The organism is Streptomyces sp. NPDC005070, from assembly GCF_053600395.1.
This window is the reverse complement of the sequence record NZ_JBSFZS010000058.1, coordinates 21,672-37,838: the sequence shown is the minus strand read 5'-3', so window position 1 is coordinate 37,838 and position 16,167 is coordinate 21,672. Positions and strand designations below refer to the sequence as shown.

Here is a 16,167-nt window from a genome sequence, read left to right as displayed (position 1 = left end):
ATCCGGTCAGGATTGCGCAAAGGCCCGGCCGGTCAGCCGGGTTTGACCATCTCCGCGGTGATCGCCCACCGCTCGTGGTCCCGCCAGGCACCGTCGATGTGGATAAAGGCCGGCGAGAAGCCCTCGAGCCGGAAGCCGCAGGTGCGGGCCAGCGCGATCGACCCCGCGTTGCCGGGCTGCGCGTTGATCTCCAGCCGGTGCAGGCCCAACTCCCCGAAGGCGTACCGCACGACGAGGCCCAGTGCCTCGGTCATCAGCCCGCGCCCGGCCGCGTGCGCGAAGGCGCCGTAGCCGAGGGCACCGCACAGGAAGCCGCCCCGGACGATGTTGTTGATGTTGATGAAACCGGCGATGCCCCCGCCGTCCCGCTCGCAGACGAGGAACCCGGCCTTGGCCGGATCGTCGATGAGCCGGCCGGCGTAGGCGGCATAGGCGGCAACGTCACCGGGCGGGAAGAGCCAGGGGTGGTGCAGACTCCTGCTCTCCCTGGCCCGTGCGGTGAACTCCGCGCCGTCCTCGAGGGTGAAGGGGCGGATGCCCACACGGGGGCCCTCGGCGAGAAAGCCGACGTTCTCAGGCATCCGGTCACCCTACGCGATCACCGGCGCGGCGGCAGCTTCATCGGGTCAGCGCAACGCGGGCTCGTCCAGGGTCAGTGTCCCCGCGTCCGCGTCGAGCTCCGCGCGGAGTCCGAACGGCATCGTCAGCGTCCCCTCCGCGTGCCCGAACCCGGCGTGCTCGACGACCGGAACGCCGAGCGGGCCGAGCCGGTCGGCGAACACCGCGCGGAGTCTGTCGTACGGGCCGCAGTCCTCCCAGGAGCCGAGTGCGACCCCGGCCACCCCGTCGAGCCACCGGCCGCGCAGCAGTTGTGTCAGGATCCGGTCCAGCCGGTAGGCCTCCTCGCCGACGTCCTCGATCAGGAGCAGCCCGCCCCGGGCCCCGGCACGGGCGTGCGGAGTGCCGAGCTCGGCGGCCAGCAGGCTGGCGCACCCGCCGAGCGTGACACCGCGGGCTCTCCCGGGCACGAGCGGCACGGCCCCGGCGGAGGCGATGGTCCGTACCGACTCGGGTTCGAAGAGCGTCGCCCGCAGATGCTCGCGCGACCGCTCGTTCTTCAGGAAGCCGAGGGACGACACCATCGGGCCGTGCAGGGTCGCGAGCCCCACCCGCGTGGCGAACGCCTCGTGCAGGGCGGTGATGTCGCTGAAGCCGACGAAGACCTTGGGACCCGCGGCGCGGATGGCGTCCCAGTCGAGGAGGTCGATCATGCGCTGGGCGCCGTAGCCGCCGCGGGCGCACAGCACCGCGGCCACGTCCGGGTCGCACCAGGCCGCCTGGAAGTCGGCGGCCCGGTCCGCGTCCGTCCCCGCCAGGTAGGCGAACTCGGTGTGCCGGTCCAGGACATGGGGTGCCACGACCGGGTCGAGGTCCCAGCCGCGCAGGATGTCGAGGCCGGCTTCGAGCCGTTCCTCGGGGACGGGCCCGCTGGGTGCGACGACCGCCACCCTGGCCCCGGCGGCGAGCCGCGCGGGCCTGGTCAGTGCGGTGATCGGTGCGGTCGTTCGGGTCACTCGTGGGGCTCCAGGTGCTGATGGTTCATGTGCTGGTGGTTCATGTGCTGGTGTTCAGGTGTCCTCGGTTCCTAGGTCTCCGGCGGCCGGGCCGCCGGCTCACTTGGACAGCTCCAGGGTGGGGATGCCGGGCGGGTTCAGTCCGAGGACCTGGGCGTACAGGGAGAGTTCGGACTCCAGGGCGCGCACCATCGTCTCCGCGCGACGGAATCCGTGCCCTTCCCCCTCGAAGGCGATGTAGGCGTGCGGCACTCGGCGGCCCTGCTCCTCGACCCTGGCCAGGAAGCGCTCGCACTGCACGGGCGGGCAGACGGCGTCCTCGAGCCCCTGGAGCAGCAGGAAGGGCGCGGTGATCCGGTCGGCGTGCGTGGACGGCGACCGCTCGGTGTACCGGGCCGGCACCTCGGCGATCGGACCGACGAGCGAGTCCAGGTACCGCGACTCGAAGTCGTGGGTCTCCCCCGAGGCCCATTCGGTGAGGTCGACGACGGGATAGAGGATCGTGCCGCAGGCGTAGACATCGGTGGTGGCCAGCGAGGCGGCCGTGGTCCAGCCGCCCGCGCTGCCGCCGCGGATGGCGAGCCGCCGCCCGTCGGCGGTGCCCTCCTCGGCGAGCGCGAGCGCGACGGCCGCGCAGTCCTCGACGTCGACGACACCCCACTGCTCCCGCAGCAGGTTGCGGTACTCGCGTCCGTGGCCGGTCGATCCGCCGTAGTTGACCTCGGCCACCCCGATGCCCCGGGAGGTGAAGTAGGCGATCTCCAGGTCGAGCACGAGCGCCGACCTGCTGGTGGGGCCACCGTGGACCCATACGACGTACGGCGGGAGTTCCTCGGCGCGGCCGACGTGACCGGGGTGGTGCGGCGGGTAGATGTGCGCGTGGACCTCGCGACCGGCGGGGCCGGCGAAGGTGCGGATCTGGGGTTCCGGGTAGTACGCGGGGTCGACCGGGTCGTCGTGGGCGGCACCGATCACCCGGGCCCGCCCGGTGCGGGCGTCCAGTTCGACGACCTCGTGGGCGCTGCGGGGACTGGCCCCCACGCCGACGACCCTGCTGCCGTGCACGGCGAGCGTGGGTGCGAACTCGGTCCAGGGACCGGCCGCGTCGACGACTTCACCGGTGTCGGGGTCCAGGATCCCGAGCGCGGCAGTGCCCCGTCCGTGCACGACGGCGACCAGTCCGCTGTCCAGCGGCGCGAACCACCGGAGGCCGATCTTCCAGAGGGGGCCGCCGAACTCCTCCTCGCGCGGACAGACGGCGATCGCCTCGCCGTCCGCGCCGAGGCGGTGGAGGTTCCACCAGCCGCCGCGGTCGCTCGCGTAGAGGAGCGTCCCGTCGGCCGTCCAGTCGGCCTGGACGACGGACTCCTCCGGGCCGCCCGCGACGGGCCGCGGAGCGGACAGCGTGCCGTCCTCGGTGACGTCCGCGAGGATCACCTCGGTGCCGTCCCACGGCATCCGCGGGTGGTCCCACGCCAGCCAGACCGCCTGTCGGCCGTCCGGAGAGAGCCGGGGGCCGGTGACGAACCGGTGCCGCCCGTCGGACAGTTCGCGCACGGCGGCCCGGTCCCGCGCCGCCGATCCGTCCAGCGGCACCGCGACGACGGCCCGGCGCACATCGGTGGATCCTTCGCCGGTGAACTCCTCCATGACACACCAGACTTCGCCGCGTTCGGGCCGCAACTGCGGGTCGACCCAACGCAGTCCGCCTCCCACGGGCGAGAGGGGAGTCAGCGGGCGCGGTTCGCTCCCGGGTTCGCAGCGGTAGAGACGCTGGTCGGCGAAGTCGACGAAGACGATCAGCGGGCCTTCGGGACGCATGACCCCCGCCCAGGGGCTGCCGCCGTACTCGATGACGCGGCTGCGTACGTTCCACGGGGCCGGGAGGACCGGCTCCTCGGCGCCGTCCGCCTTCCGCCGCACCAGCGTGCGCCGCCCGCCCTCGGTCGGCCGGGGCTCGGTCCACCAGGCCTCGTCGCCGACGAAACCGACGAACTCGGGCTGGCCGTCGCGCGCGGCCGCGAGCCTCGCGTCGATCGGCGAGGGCCACGAACCGTATGACGTGGTCAGCATCTCGTCCCCCTAGGCCGTGCGCAGAAAGCGGTCGAGGACGCGGACGCCGAAGTGGAGCGCGTCGACCGGGACGCGCTCGTCGACTCCGTGGAACATCGCCTGGTAGTCGAAGCCCTCCGCGAGTCTGAGCGGCGAGAAGCCGTAGCCGGTGATGCCGAGGCGGGAGAACTGCTTGGCGTCCGTGCCGCCGGACATGCAGTAGGGGACGACATGGCCCTCGGGTGCGAACTCCTCGACGGCCGCGCGCATCCGCGCGTACGTCGGCGAGTCCAGCGGTGCCTGGAGCGCCACCTCGTGGTGGTGGAACTCCCACTCCACGTCCGGTCCGGTGAGCCGGTCCATAGTGGCGCGGAACTCGTCCTCGCCGCCGGGCAGATAGCGGCCGTCCACGTAGGCGACGGCCTCCCCGGGAATCACGTTGATCTTGTAACCGGCGCTCAGCATCGTCGGGTTGGCGCTGTTGCGGACGGTCGCCTCGACCAGCGCGGCCGCCGGGCCGAGCTTGCCCAGGAGGGCGTCCACGTCGTCCAGGCCGCCGTCCACGCCGTACAGGGCCGCGAGTTCGGTCAGGGCGGCCCGCACGGTCGGGGTGATGCGCAGCGGCCACTCGTGGGCGCCGATGCGGGTGACCGCCGCGGCGAGGCGGGTCACCGCGTTGCTCCGGTTCACCTTGGAGCCGTGCCCGGCCCGTCCACGCGCGGTGAGTTTGAGCCAGCCGGTGCCGCGCTCCCCCGCGGCGATCGGATAGAGCTGCCGTCCGCTGCCGTCGTGGAAGGTGAAGGCTCCCGACTCGCTGACGCCCTCCGTACAGCCCTCGAAGAGTCCGGGGTGCTCGTCGGCCAGGAAGCCCGAGCCGTCCTCGGCGCTCGCCTCCTCGTCCGCGGTGAAGGCGATGACCAGGTCACGGCGGGGCCGTACTCCTTCGCGCGCCCAGGACCGGACGACGGAGAGGATCATCGCGTCCATGTTCTTCATGTCGACCGCGCCGCGTCCCCAGACGACGCCGTCGCGGATCTCCCCGGAGAACGGGTGGACGCTCCATTCATCGGCCTGGGCGGGCACCACGTCCAGATGACCGTGGACGAGCAGCGCGTCGGCCGACGGGTCGGTGCCCTCCAGCCGGGCCACGACATTCGTACGCCCCTTGGTGCGCTCCAGGAGCGTGGGCTCCAGGCCCGCTTCCGCCAGCCGCGCGGCGGCGTACTCGGCGGCCGGGCGCTCCTGGCAGTCCCCGCCGCCACGGTTGGTGGTGTCGATCCGGATGAGGTCCGAGGTGAACCGGACGACCTCGTCGAGTGCCCGTTCGTCAGCCATACTGCTCCTCCACCGCGGCCGAGACGATCGTGGTGACCGCCTTGAAGGTCCGAATCCCCTCGTACATCGTGTCGCTGGTGTACGCGATCTTCCGCTCGCCGACACGGTCGACGCCCGGGACGACGGTGGCGGCCATGGCCAGATGCTCGGCGTCGAACTCCAGGGCGATCGTGAACGGCCCGCCGGCGACCGGCTCGTGCCGCACCGCCAGGGCGGCCGCCTCCTTGGCCGCGGCCCGGATGTCAGCGGAGGTCCTCGCCGGGGTGCGGCACACGGCCGCGTACCGCGAGACATGGTCCTTCACGGCGACCTTCAGCGCCTCGGGCGCGTACCCGAGGGCGTCCTCGCAGGCCACGTCGTCGCCGGTGACCAGCACGACCGGCACGCCGTACTCGGCGACGACGCGCGCGTTCAGCAGCCCCTCACTGGCCCGTACGCCGTCGACCCACACGCCCGTGATGGAGTTCGCCAGATAGGTGTGGGCGAGGACGCCCTCCATGCCCGCACCCGCGTGGTAGCCGACGAAGGCGATGCCGTCCACGTCCCCGTGCTGCACGCCCTCGACCATGGACAGCGACTTGTGCCGCCCGGTGAGCATCTCCGCTCTCTCGTCGAGCCGCTCCAGCAGCAGGTTCCGCATGGTCCAATGAGCTTCGTTGATCAGCACCTCGTCGGCGCCGCCCTCGAAGAAGCCGAGCACCGCGGCGTTCACGTCCGAGGTGAACAGCGCGCGGCACCGCTCCCACTGCGGAGTCCCCGGCAACACGTCGGCCGGCCAGGTCACACCCGTGGCGCCTTCCATGTCGGCGCTGATGAGGATCTTCATGCCGAAACCGTACGCGCTTCGGCCCGGACCCGGCAGAGCCTGTGGACAACTCTTGCCGGCCCGGGCCCCCTACGTCACCCGGGGCGTCCGGCCACCAGCCACCGCGACGGAAGTTCGATGAGGGTGCCGTCGGGCGTGTGCTCGGTCGTGAAGAGCGGGAGCTCACCGCTCGCGAGGACCGTGAGGCCGGCCTGGCGCAGATGCTCGGGGACCGCCGCGTCCTCGACCTCGCCCGGGGCGATGCCGTGCCGGAACACCGGGGCCAGCTTGGCCGGAGGGCCGTCCGGGCTCTGCGCGAGGGCGCGCAGGATCGGTCCGGCGGCCTCGGCGAGCTCGACCAGGAAGACCCTGCCCCGGTCGCCCGCGAGGGTGGCCAGGCCATCCGCCAGCGGCTGCCGGTCGTCCGGTTCGGACTGGTGGAGCACGCCCCGCATGTAGACGTTGGCGTCGCCGAGCTCCGCGTGCAGCGCCTCGGTCTCGGTCTTGTCCGCCGCGTCGAGCAGGCGGTACCTGGCCCGGCCCGCCGGATCCGCGCCGCGGGCGTGATCGAGCGCCGCGGGCACGAGGTCGGTGCCGAGGACCTGCGGGAACCGGTCGGACAGGAAGCGGGTCTGGGTGCCGTTGCCGCAGCCGAGGTCCACCAGGGGCAGGTCCGGAGCCGTCAGGTGCGGCTCGAAGTGGGCGAGGTGGACCGCGGCCGTGAGCGCCGGCTCGGCGTCCCAGAGGACCCCGCCCGGTTCGCCGGGGGCCTCGCGCCAGAAGCCCTCCCAGGCTCCCCTGTACCGACTGCTCACGCTCATGCCCGCTCCCGGGGTCGCGACCGCGCCCGCCGGGACCCGGCGGGCCTGATCGGTCTACCGCGCCGGGCGTGCGCCGACAAGCCGCCGGCGCATTCCTTCACCGCTCATTCGAAGCCCGTACCCCTTCACCCTCAGGAGCCGCGCTGACGTGCGGAACGCACCGCGAACGGATCAGCCGCGCGGGATGGCCAGTTCGAACCACACGGTCTTGCCCGCGCCGGTGCGGCTGGCGCCCCACTCGCGGGACAGCGCGCTGACGAGCCGCAGTCCGCGTCCGAACTCGTCGCCAGGACCCGCGCTGAGCAGGATCGGGAGCGTGTGGTCGTCGTCGTCCACCTCGCACAGCAGGGTGTCGCCGCGAACGAGCCGCAGCTCGATCCTGCGGCTGTGCGCGTGCCGTACGGCGTTGGTGACGAGCTCGCCGACCATCAGCTCGGCGTTGCCGGCGAGACCCGTCAGACCCCACTCGTGGAGCTGTTCGCGGACGACGGCGCGCGCCCTGCCGACCTCCGCCGGGTCGAGCGCCAGGCGCCATTCGGCGACGGCCTCGGGCCCGATGCCGTTGAGCCGGGCCATCAGCAGGGCGACGTCGTCCTTGCGCCCGCCCCGCGTGTTGAGGGCACGGATGATGGTGTCGCAGGCCTGGTCCATGGAGGCGGCCGGGTGGGCGGCGGATTCGCAGAGGGTGGCCAGGCCGACACCGATGTCCTCGCCGCGCACCTCGACCAGTCCGTCGGTGCACATCACGAGCCGGTCCCCGGACTCCACCCGTACACGGACCGCCTCGAAGGGCACTCCGCCGACGCCGATGGGCGCTCCGGTCGGCAGGTCGAGCAGCTCGCTGCGGCCGTCCGCGGCGCGGACCAGGACCGGCGGGATGTGGCCCGCGTTGGCGAGGTGCAGCATTCCGGCGATCGGGTCGTAGACGGCGTACAGGCAGGTCGCGAGGTAGGTGTCGCCGAGGCGCTGGGCGAGGTCGTCGAGGTTGCGCAGAAGCTGGGCGGGCGGCAGGTCGAGCGCGGCCATGGTCTGTACAGCGGTGCGTAACTGGCCCATCATCGCGGCGGAGTTGAGGCCGTGGCCCATGACGTCCCCGACGACCAGGGCGGTGCGCGAGCCGGGCAGCTTCACCGAGTCGAACCAGTCGCCGCCGACGCGCCCGAGGAGCGTTCCCGGCAGATAGCGGGTGGCGATGTCGCAGCCGGCCATACGGGGTTCGATGGTCGGCAGCATGCTGTCCTGGAGGGTCTCGGCGACGCTCTCCTGATAGGTGTACATGCGCGCGTTGTCGAGCACCAGGCCCGCGCGGGCGGCCAGTTCGGCGCCGGTGACCCGGTCCATGTCGTTGAACTCGACACGCTCGGGATGCCGCAGCAGGATCATGAACCCGAGCACCACCTGACGGGCCTTGAGGGGCACGACCAGCATGGATCGGTCGGTGATGAGCGGCCTGATGTCGCGCTTCTCGAACTGCGCGGCGATCATGTGCCCCATCTGCGGGCTGATGCGCGGCACGAGGACGGGCTCGCCGGTGGTCATGCACTGGAAGAAGGGTGTGTGCGCCGGGAAGGGCATGGCCTCGCCGACCGGCACGACGTCGTCCCAGCGGCCCGGCTCGTCCGTGTGCTCCAGGGCGACCCGGTGCCACATGGTGGTCGTGTCGGGGACGCCTTCGGGGAAGCCCTCACCGGCGACGACCTGCTCGCGCAGATAGGTGCCCGCCACGTCCGTGAAGCGCGGTACGACAGCCCGGCTGACCTCCACGATGGTCCGCGACAGGTCGAGGGAGGTGCCGATGCGCCCGCTGACCTCGTTCAGGAACTCCAGGCGCTCCCGCACCGCCACGTACTCGAGGTCCTCGCCCTCGTCGTCCGGGAGTTCCTGCGGCAGGGGCGCTCCGGAGACGGCGGCCCGGACGGCCCGCTCGCGGCGCGCCCTGCGCTCCGCGCGCCGGGGCACGCCCCAGTCGGGGGTGACGGGCACCCGGTCGTTCTGGCTGAACTCCAGGACGGGATAGCCCAGTTCCAGCACCTGCGAGACGATGCGGGCGCTTTCGCCGACGCTCATGCTGGGCAGGATGTCGGGGAGCCGACGGGCCAGTTCCTCGGCGCCGGGGAAGTCGGTGTGCAGCGCGAAGCCGGGTGCGATGCGTTCGAAGGAGACGTCGTCGTCCTCGTGCCGCATCGCGGCGGCGTCGGCGGCGAGCACGAGCAGCCGCTCCGGGCCGGGACCGACCAACGGGTAGGCCCACCACAGGACGTCGATCCGCTCGGGACCGGCCGCGGTGAGCCGGGCGCGTCCGGCGGCGGGATAGGAGAGATGTCCGTCCAGGGAGGACTCCAGGCCGGGCCCGAGTCCGTCGTACGTGGCACGGCTTCCGAGGGGGGTCGCGCCCTCGTCCTCGGGGAGCGCCCCGGAGACCGGGAGCAGGTCCACCGCATGGCGGCCCAGCGCTTCTTCCTTGGGGGCGCCGAAGAGACGCCGTGCGCCGCTGCTCCAGTGCGAGACGAGTCCGTCGCGGTCCACGACCACCACGGCCAGCGGGATGCGGCCGGCGTCGGGGTGCTCCGTCGCGCCGTTCCCGGCTCCGGGGCCGGCAGCCGCGCCCGCTTCGGTGCCACGGTCCATGGCCCAGGCCCTCTCTCCCCACGGCTCCGCAAGATCTGTGCCGCCTCGACCACCGTACGGCGGCGGCCCGTCGCGATGTGCGGCAACGGGGGAATTGGCGCCGACAGGGGCGCCTCCGGCGTGCGGTGCGCCCGCCCGGGCGCCTGTCGGGCCCGGTCGGCACGTGGGTACGCGCGCGTCAGTCCTCGTGTCCCACCTGCAGGTCGTGCTCCGTGCGGCCGCCTCCGGCGACCTGGAGCACGGTGGCCACGGGCGGGTAGCCGGCGGCGATGACGGTGTACTCGCCGGACGACAGGTCGATGAACCGGAACGTCCCGTCCGGGCCGGTGGTGAGGGTGTCGGCCACGTTGCCCGCGGCGTCCAGCAGGGTCACGCGCGCGTCCTCCACGGGCCGTCCGCCGCCCGCCCGGACGGTGCCGCGCAGCACGGCGCCGCCGGCGAGTTCGACGTCCTGGCGGGTCTCACGGGCCGCGTGGACGGTCACCGGGAGGGCGGCGGGGCGGAACGCGGGCGCGCCGACGGCGAGGGTGTACTCGCCGGCCACCAGTTCCGTGATGACGTAGCCGCCCTCGCGTCCGCTGCGGGTGGTGGCGACCACCTCGCCGTGGGCGTTGGTGAGGGTGACGGTGGCCTCCCGGACGGGGGTGCCGTCCGCGGTCAGAACGCTGCCGGTGAGCCGTCCGGCGCCGCCGAGCACGACGTCGAGCTCCACCGGCCGTTCGCCGACCGTGACCGAGACGGCCTGCGGCTGGTGTCCCCCGGCCGCGGCGATCAGCACGTACGAGCCCGCCCCGGGCGTGGACAGCGCGTACCGGCCGTCCTCCGCGCTGGCGCCCCGGCCGATCTGCTGTCCGCCGATGTCGATGAGGGTGAGCGCGGCCCGCGCCACGGCGGTGCCGTCGGGGTGCTGCACCGTGCCGCAGACGGGGAGCCCGGCGGCGTATCCCGAACGCGCCTGGGGAATCCGGTCGTTCGTCCGCGTGGCTGCCGGGTCTGCGGTGGATGCGTGGTGGGACACCAGCGGTTTCTCCTTGAGGAAGAAGGCGATGAGCAGGCCGAGGACGAGTACCGGCACGAGATAGAGGAAGATCCTCGGCATGGCCTCGACGTAGGCGCCGGTGTAGGGGGCGCGCAGGGCGGCGGGCATCGCGTGGACGAGCTGCGGGGTGATGGACTCGGGGTCCGGGGCCGCCCGGCCCGCGCGCGCGGGGAGGCGGTCGGCGAGCGCGTCGGCCAGCCGGTGGGCGAAGAGCGTGCCGAAGACGGCGGCGCCGACGCTGCCGCCCAACTGGCGGAAGTAGGTGTTCGCGCTGGTGGCGGTGCCGAGGTCGGCGGGCCGCACGGAGTTCTGCACGGCGACCACGAGCACGGGCATCACCATGCCGATGCCGACGCCGAGGACGGCCATCCAGAGGCTGTACTGCGGCCGGGGCGTGTCGGCGTCGAGGCGGGAGAGCAGCCACATGCCGACGGCCGAGAGGGCGCAGCCGAGCACCGGGAAGACCTTGTGGCGGCCGGTACGGCTGACGATCTGCCCGGAGACGACGGAGGCGACGACGATGCCGCCCATCATGGGGAGCATGAGGAGCCCGGACTCCGTGGCGCCGGCGCCGTCCGCCATCTGCAGGAAGGTGGGGAGGTAGCCGGCGGCTCCGAAGAGCGCGGCTCCGACGACCAGGCCGACGAGCGCGGTGACGTTGAAGACGGGGTCCCTGAACAGCCTGAGCGGGATGAGGGGTTCGACCGCGAACCGCTCGACGACGAGGAAGAGCGCCGTCGTGACGACCGCGCCCGCCGCGAGGGCGAGGACGGTCCGCGAGCTCCACGCGTACGTGGTGCCGCCCCAACTGGTCAGCAGGACCAGGCAGGTGGAGACTGCGGCGAGGAGCAGGATGCCGAGGATGTCGACTCGTCCTCGGACGGCGGGCTTCGGCAGCTTCAGGACGACGGTGACGACGGCCAGGGTGAGCAGGCCGAAGGGCACGTTGACGTAGAAGCACCACCGCCAGGACAGATGCTCGGTGAAGTAGCCGCCGAGCAGGGGGCCCGCGACCGAGGCGAGTCCGAACGCGGCGCCGATCAGCCCCATGAACCGGCCGCGGCGGAGCGGCGGCACGATGTCCGCGATGATCGCCTGCACGCCGATCATGAGTCCGCCGGCGCCGACGCCCTGGACGGCGCGGAAGGCGATCAACTGGTCCATGGTCCGCGCCCGTCCGGCGAGCGCGGAGCCGACGACGAAGACGGCGATGGCGAACTGGAAGACGCCTTTGCGGCCGTGGAGGTCGCCGAGCTTGCCGTAAACGGGGAGGGCGACGGTGGAGGTGAGCAGGTAGGCGGTGATCGCCCAGGACATCCTGTCGAGGCCGTGCAGTTCTCCGACGATCCTCGGGAGCGCGGTGGCCACGATCATCTGCTCGAGCGCGGCGAGGAGCAGGGCCGGGATCAGTCCGCAGAGGATCAGCCGCACCTGTCGCGGGGTCGGCCCGACGGGTTCGGCGGCCGGCGGAGCGGGGTCGAGCGCGGCTGCGAGGGCCGGCTCGTCCCGCACCGGAGTGATCCCGCCCACGTGTCCGCTCCCCTCGTCGCGCCTGCCGCACAATTGCCGCCAATCGCGACAACTTCCGGCAAGCGTGACGAGTTACGGCACAGCGTCGTGCGGGAGGGAGATCCACCCGAAACGGTGAGGGCACAACACGCTTTCGGGAGCGGCCTCTTGGCGGCCGCGACCCTCAAGTCACCGCCCGGAGGCCGTACCTGAGCCTCCGGGAACCGCCGGGTCCCGGAGGGCGGGGCTCACTTCTCGGCGTGCGCCGCGAGGTTGGCGAGCAGGGTGTCGTAGATGCGGCCGAGGCCCTTGGGTGCGAAGGTCCGCTCGAAGAAGCCGCCGACGCCGCCCGCGCCGTTCCACACGCTGGTGACCACGACGCGCGACTTCCCCTCGCCGGCCGGGGTGACACGCCAGGTGGTGACCATGGAGGAGTTGCGGTCCTTCTCGACGAGTTCGCCGTCGGTGGGCTCGCTCACCTCCAGCAGGCAGTCGCGGACACGCTTGCTCGTGGCCTGGAGCTTCCAGTGCACGAGGGTGCCCGCGCCGTCGCCGCCCTCGCGCACCTCGTACTCGCTGAAGTGCTCGGACAGCAGCTTCGGCCGTGTGCCGCTGTAGTCGGCCAGGGCGTCGAACACCGCCTCCGCGTCCGCCGCGATGACCCGCTCCGTCGTGGCCTCGACCTGCGCCATGGCACTTCCTCCAGCACTTGGTTCCCGGGATGTACGGCCAGCCAACCACCCGGCGCCCCGGCCGCCCAAATCGGGGTGCCCGTGGGTGCGCGCGGAACGACTCGGGAATCGCGCGGAGCGACTCGGGAATCAAGTCGCACGATCAAGGGAACATGTGTTCTATTCTCTGTCCAGTACTACCTAGGAGGCGCCATGCGCTGGGAGAACCTGACAGCGGACCCCGCCGGGGGCCCCGCCCGGGACGCCGCTCTGTTCGGCGCGGACGCGGTCACGACGAGGACGTTCGACACGCCGGAGTTCCGGGGGATCACGTTCCACGAGATCCGGGCGCGGTCGATCGTGAACCGGGTGCCGGGGGCCTCCCGGATGCCGTTCGAGTGGACGGTCAACCCCTATCGAGGCTGCTCACACGCCTGCGTCTACTGTTTCGCCCGCAAGACGCACAGCTATCTGGACCTCGACACCGGCCTCGGCTTCGACTCGCAGATCGTGGTCAAGGTCAACGCTCCGGAACTGCTGCGCCGCCAGCTCGCCTCGCGCCGCTGGCTCGGCGAGCACATCGCCATGGGCACCAACGTCGACTGCTACCAGCGCGCCGAGGGCCGCTACCGGCTCATGCCCGGCATCATCGCGGCCCTCCGCGACCACGCGAACCCCTTCTCGATCCTGACGAAGGGCACGCTCATCCTGCGCGACCTCGATCTGCTGAAGCAGGCCTCCGAGGTCACCGACGTCGGGATCTCGGTCTCCGTGGGCTTCACCGACGGCGAGCTGTGGCGCACCGTGGAGCCGGGCACCCCGGCCCCCGAGCGCCGCCTGGACGTCGTCCGGACCCTGACGGACCACGGCATCGGCTGCGGTGTCCTCATGGCCCCCGTGATCCCCTTCCTGGGCGACCACCCCGCCCAGCTTCGCGCCACCGTACGGGCCGTCGCCGCTTCGGGAGCCACCTCGGTGACCCCTCTGGTGCTGCATCTGCGGCCCGGCGCACGCGAGTGGTTCATGGCCTGGCTGGAGCACCACCACCCCCATCTCGTACGGCGCTACGAGCGGCTGTACGCGGAGGGCGCGTACGCCCCGAAGTGGTACCAGCGCCGGATCACCCGTCAGGTCCACGAGCTGGCACAGGAGTACGGCATCGGCCCCACGCGCGCGGGAATGCCGCGCCGGACCGCCCCGTCCGAGCCCGTGGACGCACCGGCTCCCGTCACCCCGGAACCGACGCAGTTGACGCTGCTCTGAAGGCCGATGACGACCCGTCACGGCGGCCTGTCGCGCGCCCCCGCGCGCGACCCCTTCCCCGAAGGCCGCGGGTACGGCGCGTGACGGCATCCGAGCGCATCGGGCGATCCAATCGGGTCGAGTCTCGCCGGAACACGTTCTTCCAGGACCACCGCCCGGCACGATACGGCGAAGGCCGTGGCGTGCACGGCTCAGATTCCTCCGTCCTGGGAGGCCTTGTGAAGAAACACGCAGCCGCGCTGTGCGGGGCGGCCGTCGTGCTGGCCGGGATGATCACCTCGATCCCCGCCGACGCGAGCACCGGCCCCGCCGCCGCACCGCCCACCACCCGGACCGCCGGACCCGTCTGGAAGAAGTGCGGCACCAGCACCTATCCGACGCTCCAGTGCGCGTCCGTGAAGGTGCCGCTGGACCACACGAACCCCTACAGCGAGCGGATCACCCTCGCCCTGTCCCGCGTCCCGCACACCGCCAAGACGTACCAGGGACCGCTGCTGGTGAACCCGGGCGGTCCCGGCGGCAGCGGACTGACCCTGGCCGGTTTCGTCGCCTCCGCGCTGCCCGAGGCCGTGGCGGCGCAGTACGACGTCATCGGCTTCGACCCGCGCGGAGTCGGCAAGAGCACACCGGCCCTGGACTGCGAGCCGGGGCACTTCAAGCCCGTCCGCCCCGACACCGTGCCGAGCACCAGGGCCATCGAGAAGGCCAACCTCGCCCGCGCGAGGAACTTCGCCGTGGCGTGCGCCAAGAAGTACGAGAACCTGCTGCCGTACCTCGACACGGTGAGCGCGGTCCGCGACATGGACGCGATCCGGGCCGCCCTCGGCGCCAAGAAGATCAACTACTTCGGCTACTCGTACGGCACCTATCTGGGAGCCGTGTACGCCAAGCTCTACCCCCAGCGGGTACGCCGGCTGGCCCTCGACTCCATCGTCGACCCCACCGGGGTGTGGTACGACGACAACATCGGCCAGGACTACGCCTTCAACGACCGCCACCTGGCGTTCCTGGCGTGGGTCGCGAAGAACGACGCGGCCTACAAGCTCGGCACCGACCCGGCCGCGGTCGAGACCAAGTGGTACGCGATGCGCGCGGCGCTCGCCAAGGACCCCGCCCAGAACAAGGTGGGCGCCTCCGAGCTGGAGGACACCTTCATCCCGGGCGGCTACTACAACGGCTACTGGCCTTACCTCGCCGAGGCGTTCGCGTCCTACGTGAACGACAAGAAGTCGGACGCGCTGGTCGAGGCGTACGAGAACTTCGGCGCCGTCGACGCCTCGGGCGACAACGGCTACAGCATCTACACGGCGGTCCAGTGCCGTGACGCGTCCTGGCCGCGCGACTGGAGCCAGTGGCGCGAGGACAACTGGGCGGTGTACGACAAGGCGCCGTTCATGGCCTGGAACAACGCCTGGTACAACGCGCCGTGCGCGTTCTGGTCCACGGACTCGCTCCGGCCGGTGGACATCTCCAACCGCAAGCTGCCTCCGACGCTGCTGTTCCAGGCGACCGACGACGCGGCCACTCCCTACGAGGGAGGGGTGACCGTCCATCACCTGTTGCGCGGCTCCAGCCTGGTGGTCGAGCAGGGCGGCGGCAACCACGGCATCACGCTGAGCGGCAACGCCTGCCTCGACAAGTACCTCGCCGCCTATCTGACCGACGGCACGGTGCCGCACGGCAGCGGCGAGGCCGACGCGGTGTGCAAGGCGCTGCCCGACCCCAAGCCGCTGACCGCGAAGGCCGCGTCCTCCTCGTCGCAGGGCTCGACCCTGCACGGGCTGCTCGGCTACCGGGGCTGAACCTCCCCCGCCCGCAAGCCCGTCGGGGGCGCTGTCGGACCCATGGTCCACGATGGACCCATGAACGAGCCGACGACCGCCTCCGCCCCCGACGGGCCGCGGGTCCGTGAGATGACCCTCGCCGACTGCGCGCGCGTGGCCGAGATCCGGGTGCGCGGCTGGCAGAACGCGTACAAGGGCCTGATGCCGCAGTCGTACCTGGACGGACTCAGCGTGGCCGAGGACGCGGCGCGCCGGCGCGACCGCCTCGTACAGGGCGACGGGTCCGTCGTGAACCTGGTCGCGGAGCGCGCCGGATCCGTGGTCGGCTGGGCCTGCCACGGACCGCACCGGGACGACGAAGTCCGTTCCAGGGACGTCGAGTTGTACGCCATCTACGTACACCCGGACATGCTGGGCCAGGGGATCGGGCACGCCCTGCTGCGGGAGTCGGTGGACCGCTGCGCGGCGGCCGGGCACGAGCGCATGCTGCTGTGGGTCCTCAAGGAGAACGCCCCGGCCCGCCGTTTCTACGAGAGAGCCGGCTTCGGCCCCGACGGCGCCGAGGAACCCTTCGAGGCGGCCGGGGTCGAGGTGCCGGAGGTGCGCTACGCCCGCGTGCTGACCGGCGCCGGCCCCGACCGGGCACACGCACCGGCGGAGCCGGGCCCGGAACGGGCCTAAGGCCG

At 72.3% G+C, this 16,167-nt stretch carries 12 protein-coding genes; 3 read left to right on the top strand and 9 right to left on the bottom strand.

Translation table 11 applies throughout. The features are described from left to right. Window positions 1-32: 32 nt before the first annotated feature. From ACWEBX_RS20865 to ACWEBX_RS20825, 9 genes are all read right to left on the bottom strand, one after another. Window positions 33-581 (bottom strand): GNAT family N-acetyltransferase, encoded by a 549-nt coding sequence (locus ACWEBX_RS20865; RefSeq protein WP_451886319.1) that lies wholly within the window; start codon window positions 579-581, stop codon window positions 33-35. A 45-nt stretch (window positions 582-626) separates the two neighbouring features. Beyond that, on the bottom strand, window positions 627-1,553 hold the full coding sequence (locus ACWEBX_RS20860; protein WP_451886331.1) for a S66 peptidase family protein: 927 nt from the start codon (window positions 1,551-1,553) through the stop codon (window positions 627-629). A gap of 120 nt (window positions 1,554-1,673) precedes the next feature. After that, entirely contained in the window at window positions 1,674-3,647 is a 1,974-nt protein-coding gene (locus ACWEBX_RS20855) for an LpqB family beta-propeller domain-containing protein (RefSeq protein WP_451886318.1), read from the bottom strand. A gap of 9 nt (window positions 3,648-3,656) precedes the next feature. Further along, entirely contained in the window at window positions 3,657-4,961 is a 1,305-nt protein-coding gene (locus ACWEBX_RS20850) for a M20/M25/M40 family metallo-hydrolase (protein WP_451886317.1), read from the bottom strand. Beyond that, window positions 4,954-5,787: a M55 family metallopeptidase gene (locus ACWEBX_RS20845; RefSeq protein WP_451886316.1), complete on the bottom strand. Its 834-nt coding sequence runs from the start codon at window positions 5,785-5,787 to the stop codon at window positions 4,954-4,956. Before ACWEBX_RS20845 ends, ACWEBX_RS20850 begins: the two co-directional genes overlap by 8 nt. A 74-nt stretch (window positions 5,788-5,861) precedes the next feature. Beyond that, window positions 5,862-6,587, bottom strand: a complete 726-nt coding sequence (locus tag ACWEBX_RS20840) for a class I SAM-dependent methyltransferase (RefSeq protein WP_451886315.1) — start codon at window positions 6,585-6,587, stop codon at window positions 5,862-5,864. Between the two features lie 171 nt (window positions 6,588-6,758). Beyond that, window positions 6,759-9,215 carry a SpoIIE family protein phosphatase gene (locus tag ACWEBX_RS20835; protein ID WP_451886314.1) on the bottom strand — a complete coding sequence of 819 codons (2,457 nt, stop codon included), beginning with the start codon at window positions 9,213-9,215 and terminating at the stop codon, window positions 6,759-6,761. Window positions 9,216-9,393: 178 nt separating this feature from the next. After that, window positions 9,394-11,784, bottom strand: coding sequence for an MFS transporter (locus ACWEBX_RS20830; RefSeq protein WP_451886313.1), 2,391 nt, complete (start codon window positions 11,782-11,784; stop codon window positions 9,394-9,396). Window positions 11,785-12,011: 227 nt separating this feature from the next. After that, window positions 12,012-12,455, bottom strand: coding sequence for an SRPBCC family protein (locus ACWEBX_RS20825; RefSeq protein WP_451886312.1), 444 nt, complete (start codon window positions 12,453-12,455; stop codon window positions 12,012-12,014). 192 nt (window positions 12,456-12,647) lie between these two features. Between ACWEBX_RS20825 and ACWEBX_RS20820 the strand changes: the two genes are divergently transcribed. From ACWEBX_RS20820 to ACWEBX_RS20810, 3 genes are all read left to right on the top strand, one after another. Then, window positions 12,648-13,697 carry an Rv2578c family radical SAM protein gene (locus ACWEBX_RS20820; RefSeq protein WP_451886311.1) on the top strand — a complete coding sequence of 350 codons (1,050 nt, stop codon included), beginning with the start codon at window positions 12,648-12,650 and terminating at the stop codon, window positions 13,695-13,697. 218 nt (window positions 13,698-13,915) lie between these two features. Beyond that, window positions 13,916-15,499, top strand: a complete 1,584-nt coding sequence (locus ACWEBX_RS20815) for an alpha/beta hydrolase (RefSeq protein ID WP_451886310.1) — start codon at window positions 13,916-13,918, stop codon at window positions 15,497-15,499. A 60-nt stretch (window positions 15,500-15,559) separates the two neighbouring features. After that, a complete protein-coding gene (locus ACWEBX_RS20810; RefSeq protein WP_451886309.1) occupies window positions 15,560-16,162 on the top strand; it encodes an N-acetyltransferase family protein in 603 nt (200 codons plus the stop codon). Window positions 16,163-16,167: the final 5 nt, after the last annotated feature.

Coding starts and splice junctions, on each gene's coding strand:
- ACWEBX_RS20865 (WP_451886319.1), bottom strand. CDS start 581: ATGCCTGAGAACGTCGGCTTTCTCGCCGAGGGCCCCCGTGTGGGCATC.
- ACWEBX_RS20835 (WP_451886314.1), bottom strand. CDS start 9,215: ATGGACCGTGGCACCGAAGCGGGCGCGGCTGCCGGCCCCGGAGCCGGG.
- ACWEBX_RS20845 (WP_451886316.1), bottom strand. CDS start 5,787: ATGAAGATCCTCATCAGCGCCGACATGGAAGGCGCCACGGGTGTGACC.
- ACWEBX_RS20810 (WP_451886309.1), top strand. CDS start 15,560: ATGAACGAGCCGACGACCGCCTCCGCCCCCGACGGGCCGCGGGTCCGT.
- ACWEBX_RS20840 (WP_451886315.1), bottom strand. CDS start 6,587: ATGAGCGTGAGCAGTCGGTACAGGGGAGCCTGGGAGGGCTTCTGGCGC.
- ACWEBX_RS20825 (WP_451886312.1), bottom strand. CDS start 12,455: ATGGCGCAGGTCGAGGCCACGACGGAGCGGGTCATCGCGGCGGACGCG.
- ACWEBX_RS20820 (WP_451886311.1), top strand. CDS start 12,648: ATGCGCTGGGAGAACCTGACAGCGGACCCCGCCGGGGGCCCCGCCCGG.
- ACWEBX_RS20855 (WP_451886318.1), bottom strand. CDS start 3,647: ATGCTGACCACGTCATACGGTTCGTGGCCCTCGCCGATCGACGCGAGG.
- ACWEBX_RS20850 (WP_451886317.1), bottom strand. CDS start 4,961: ATGGCTGACGAACGGGCACTCGACGAGGTCGTCCGGTTCACCTCGGAC.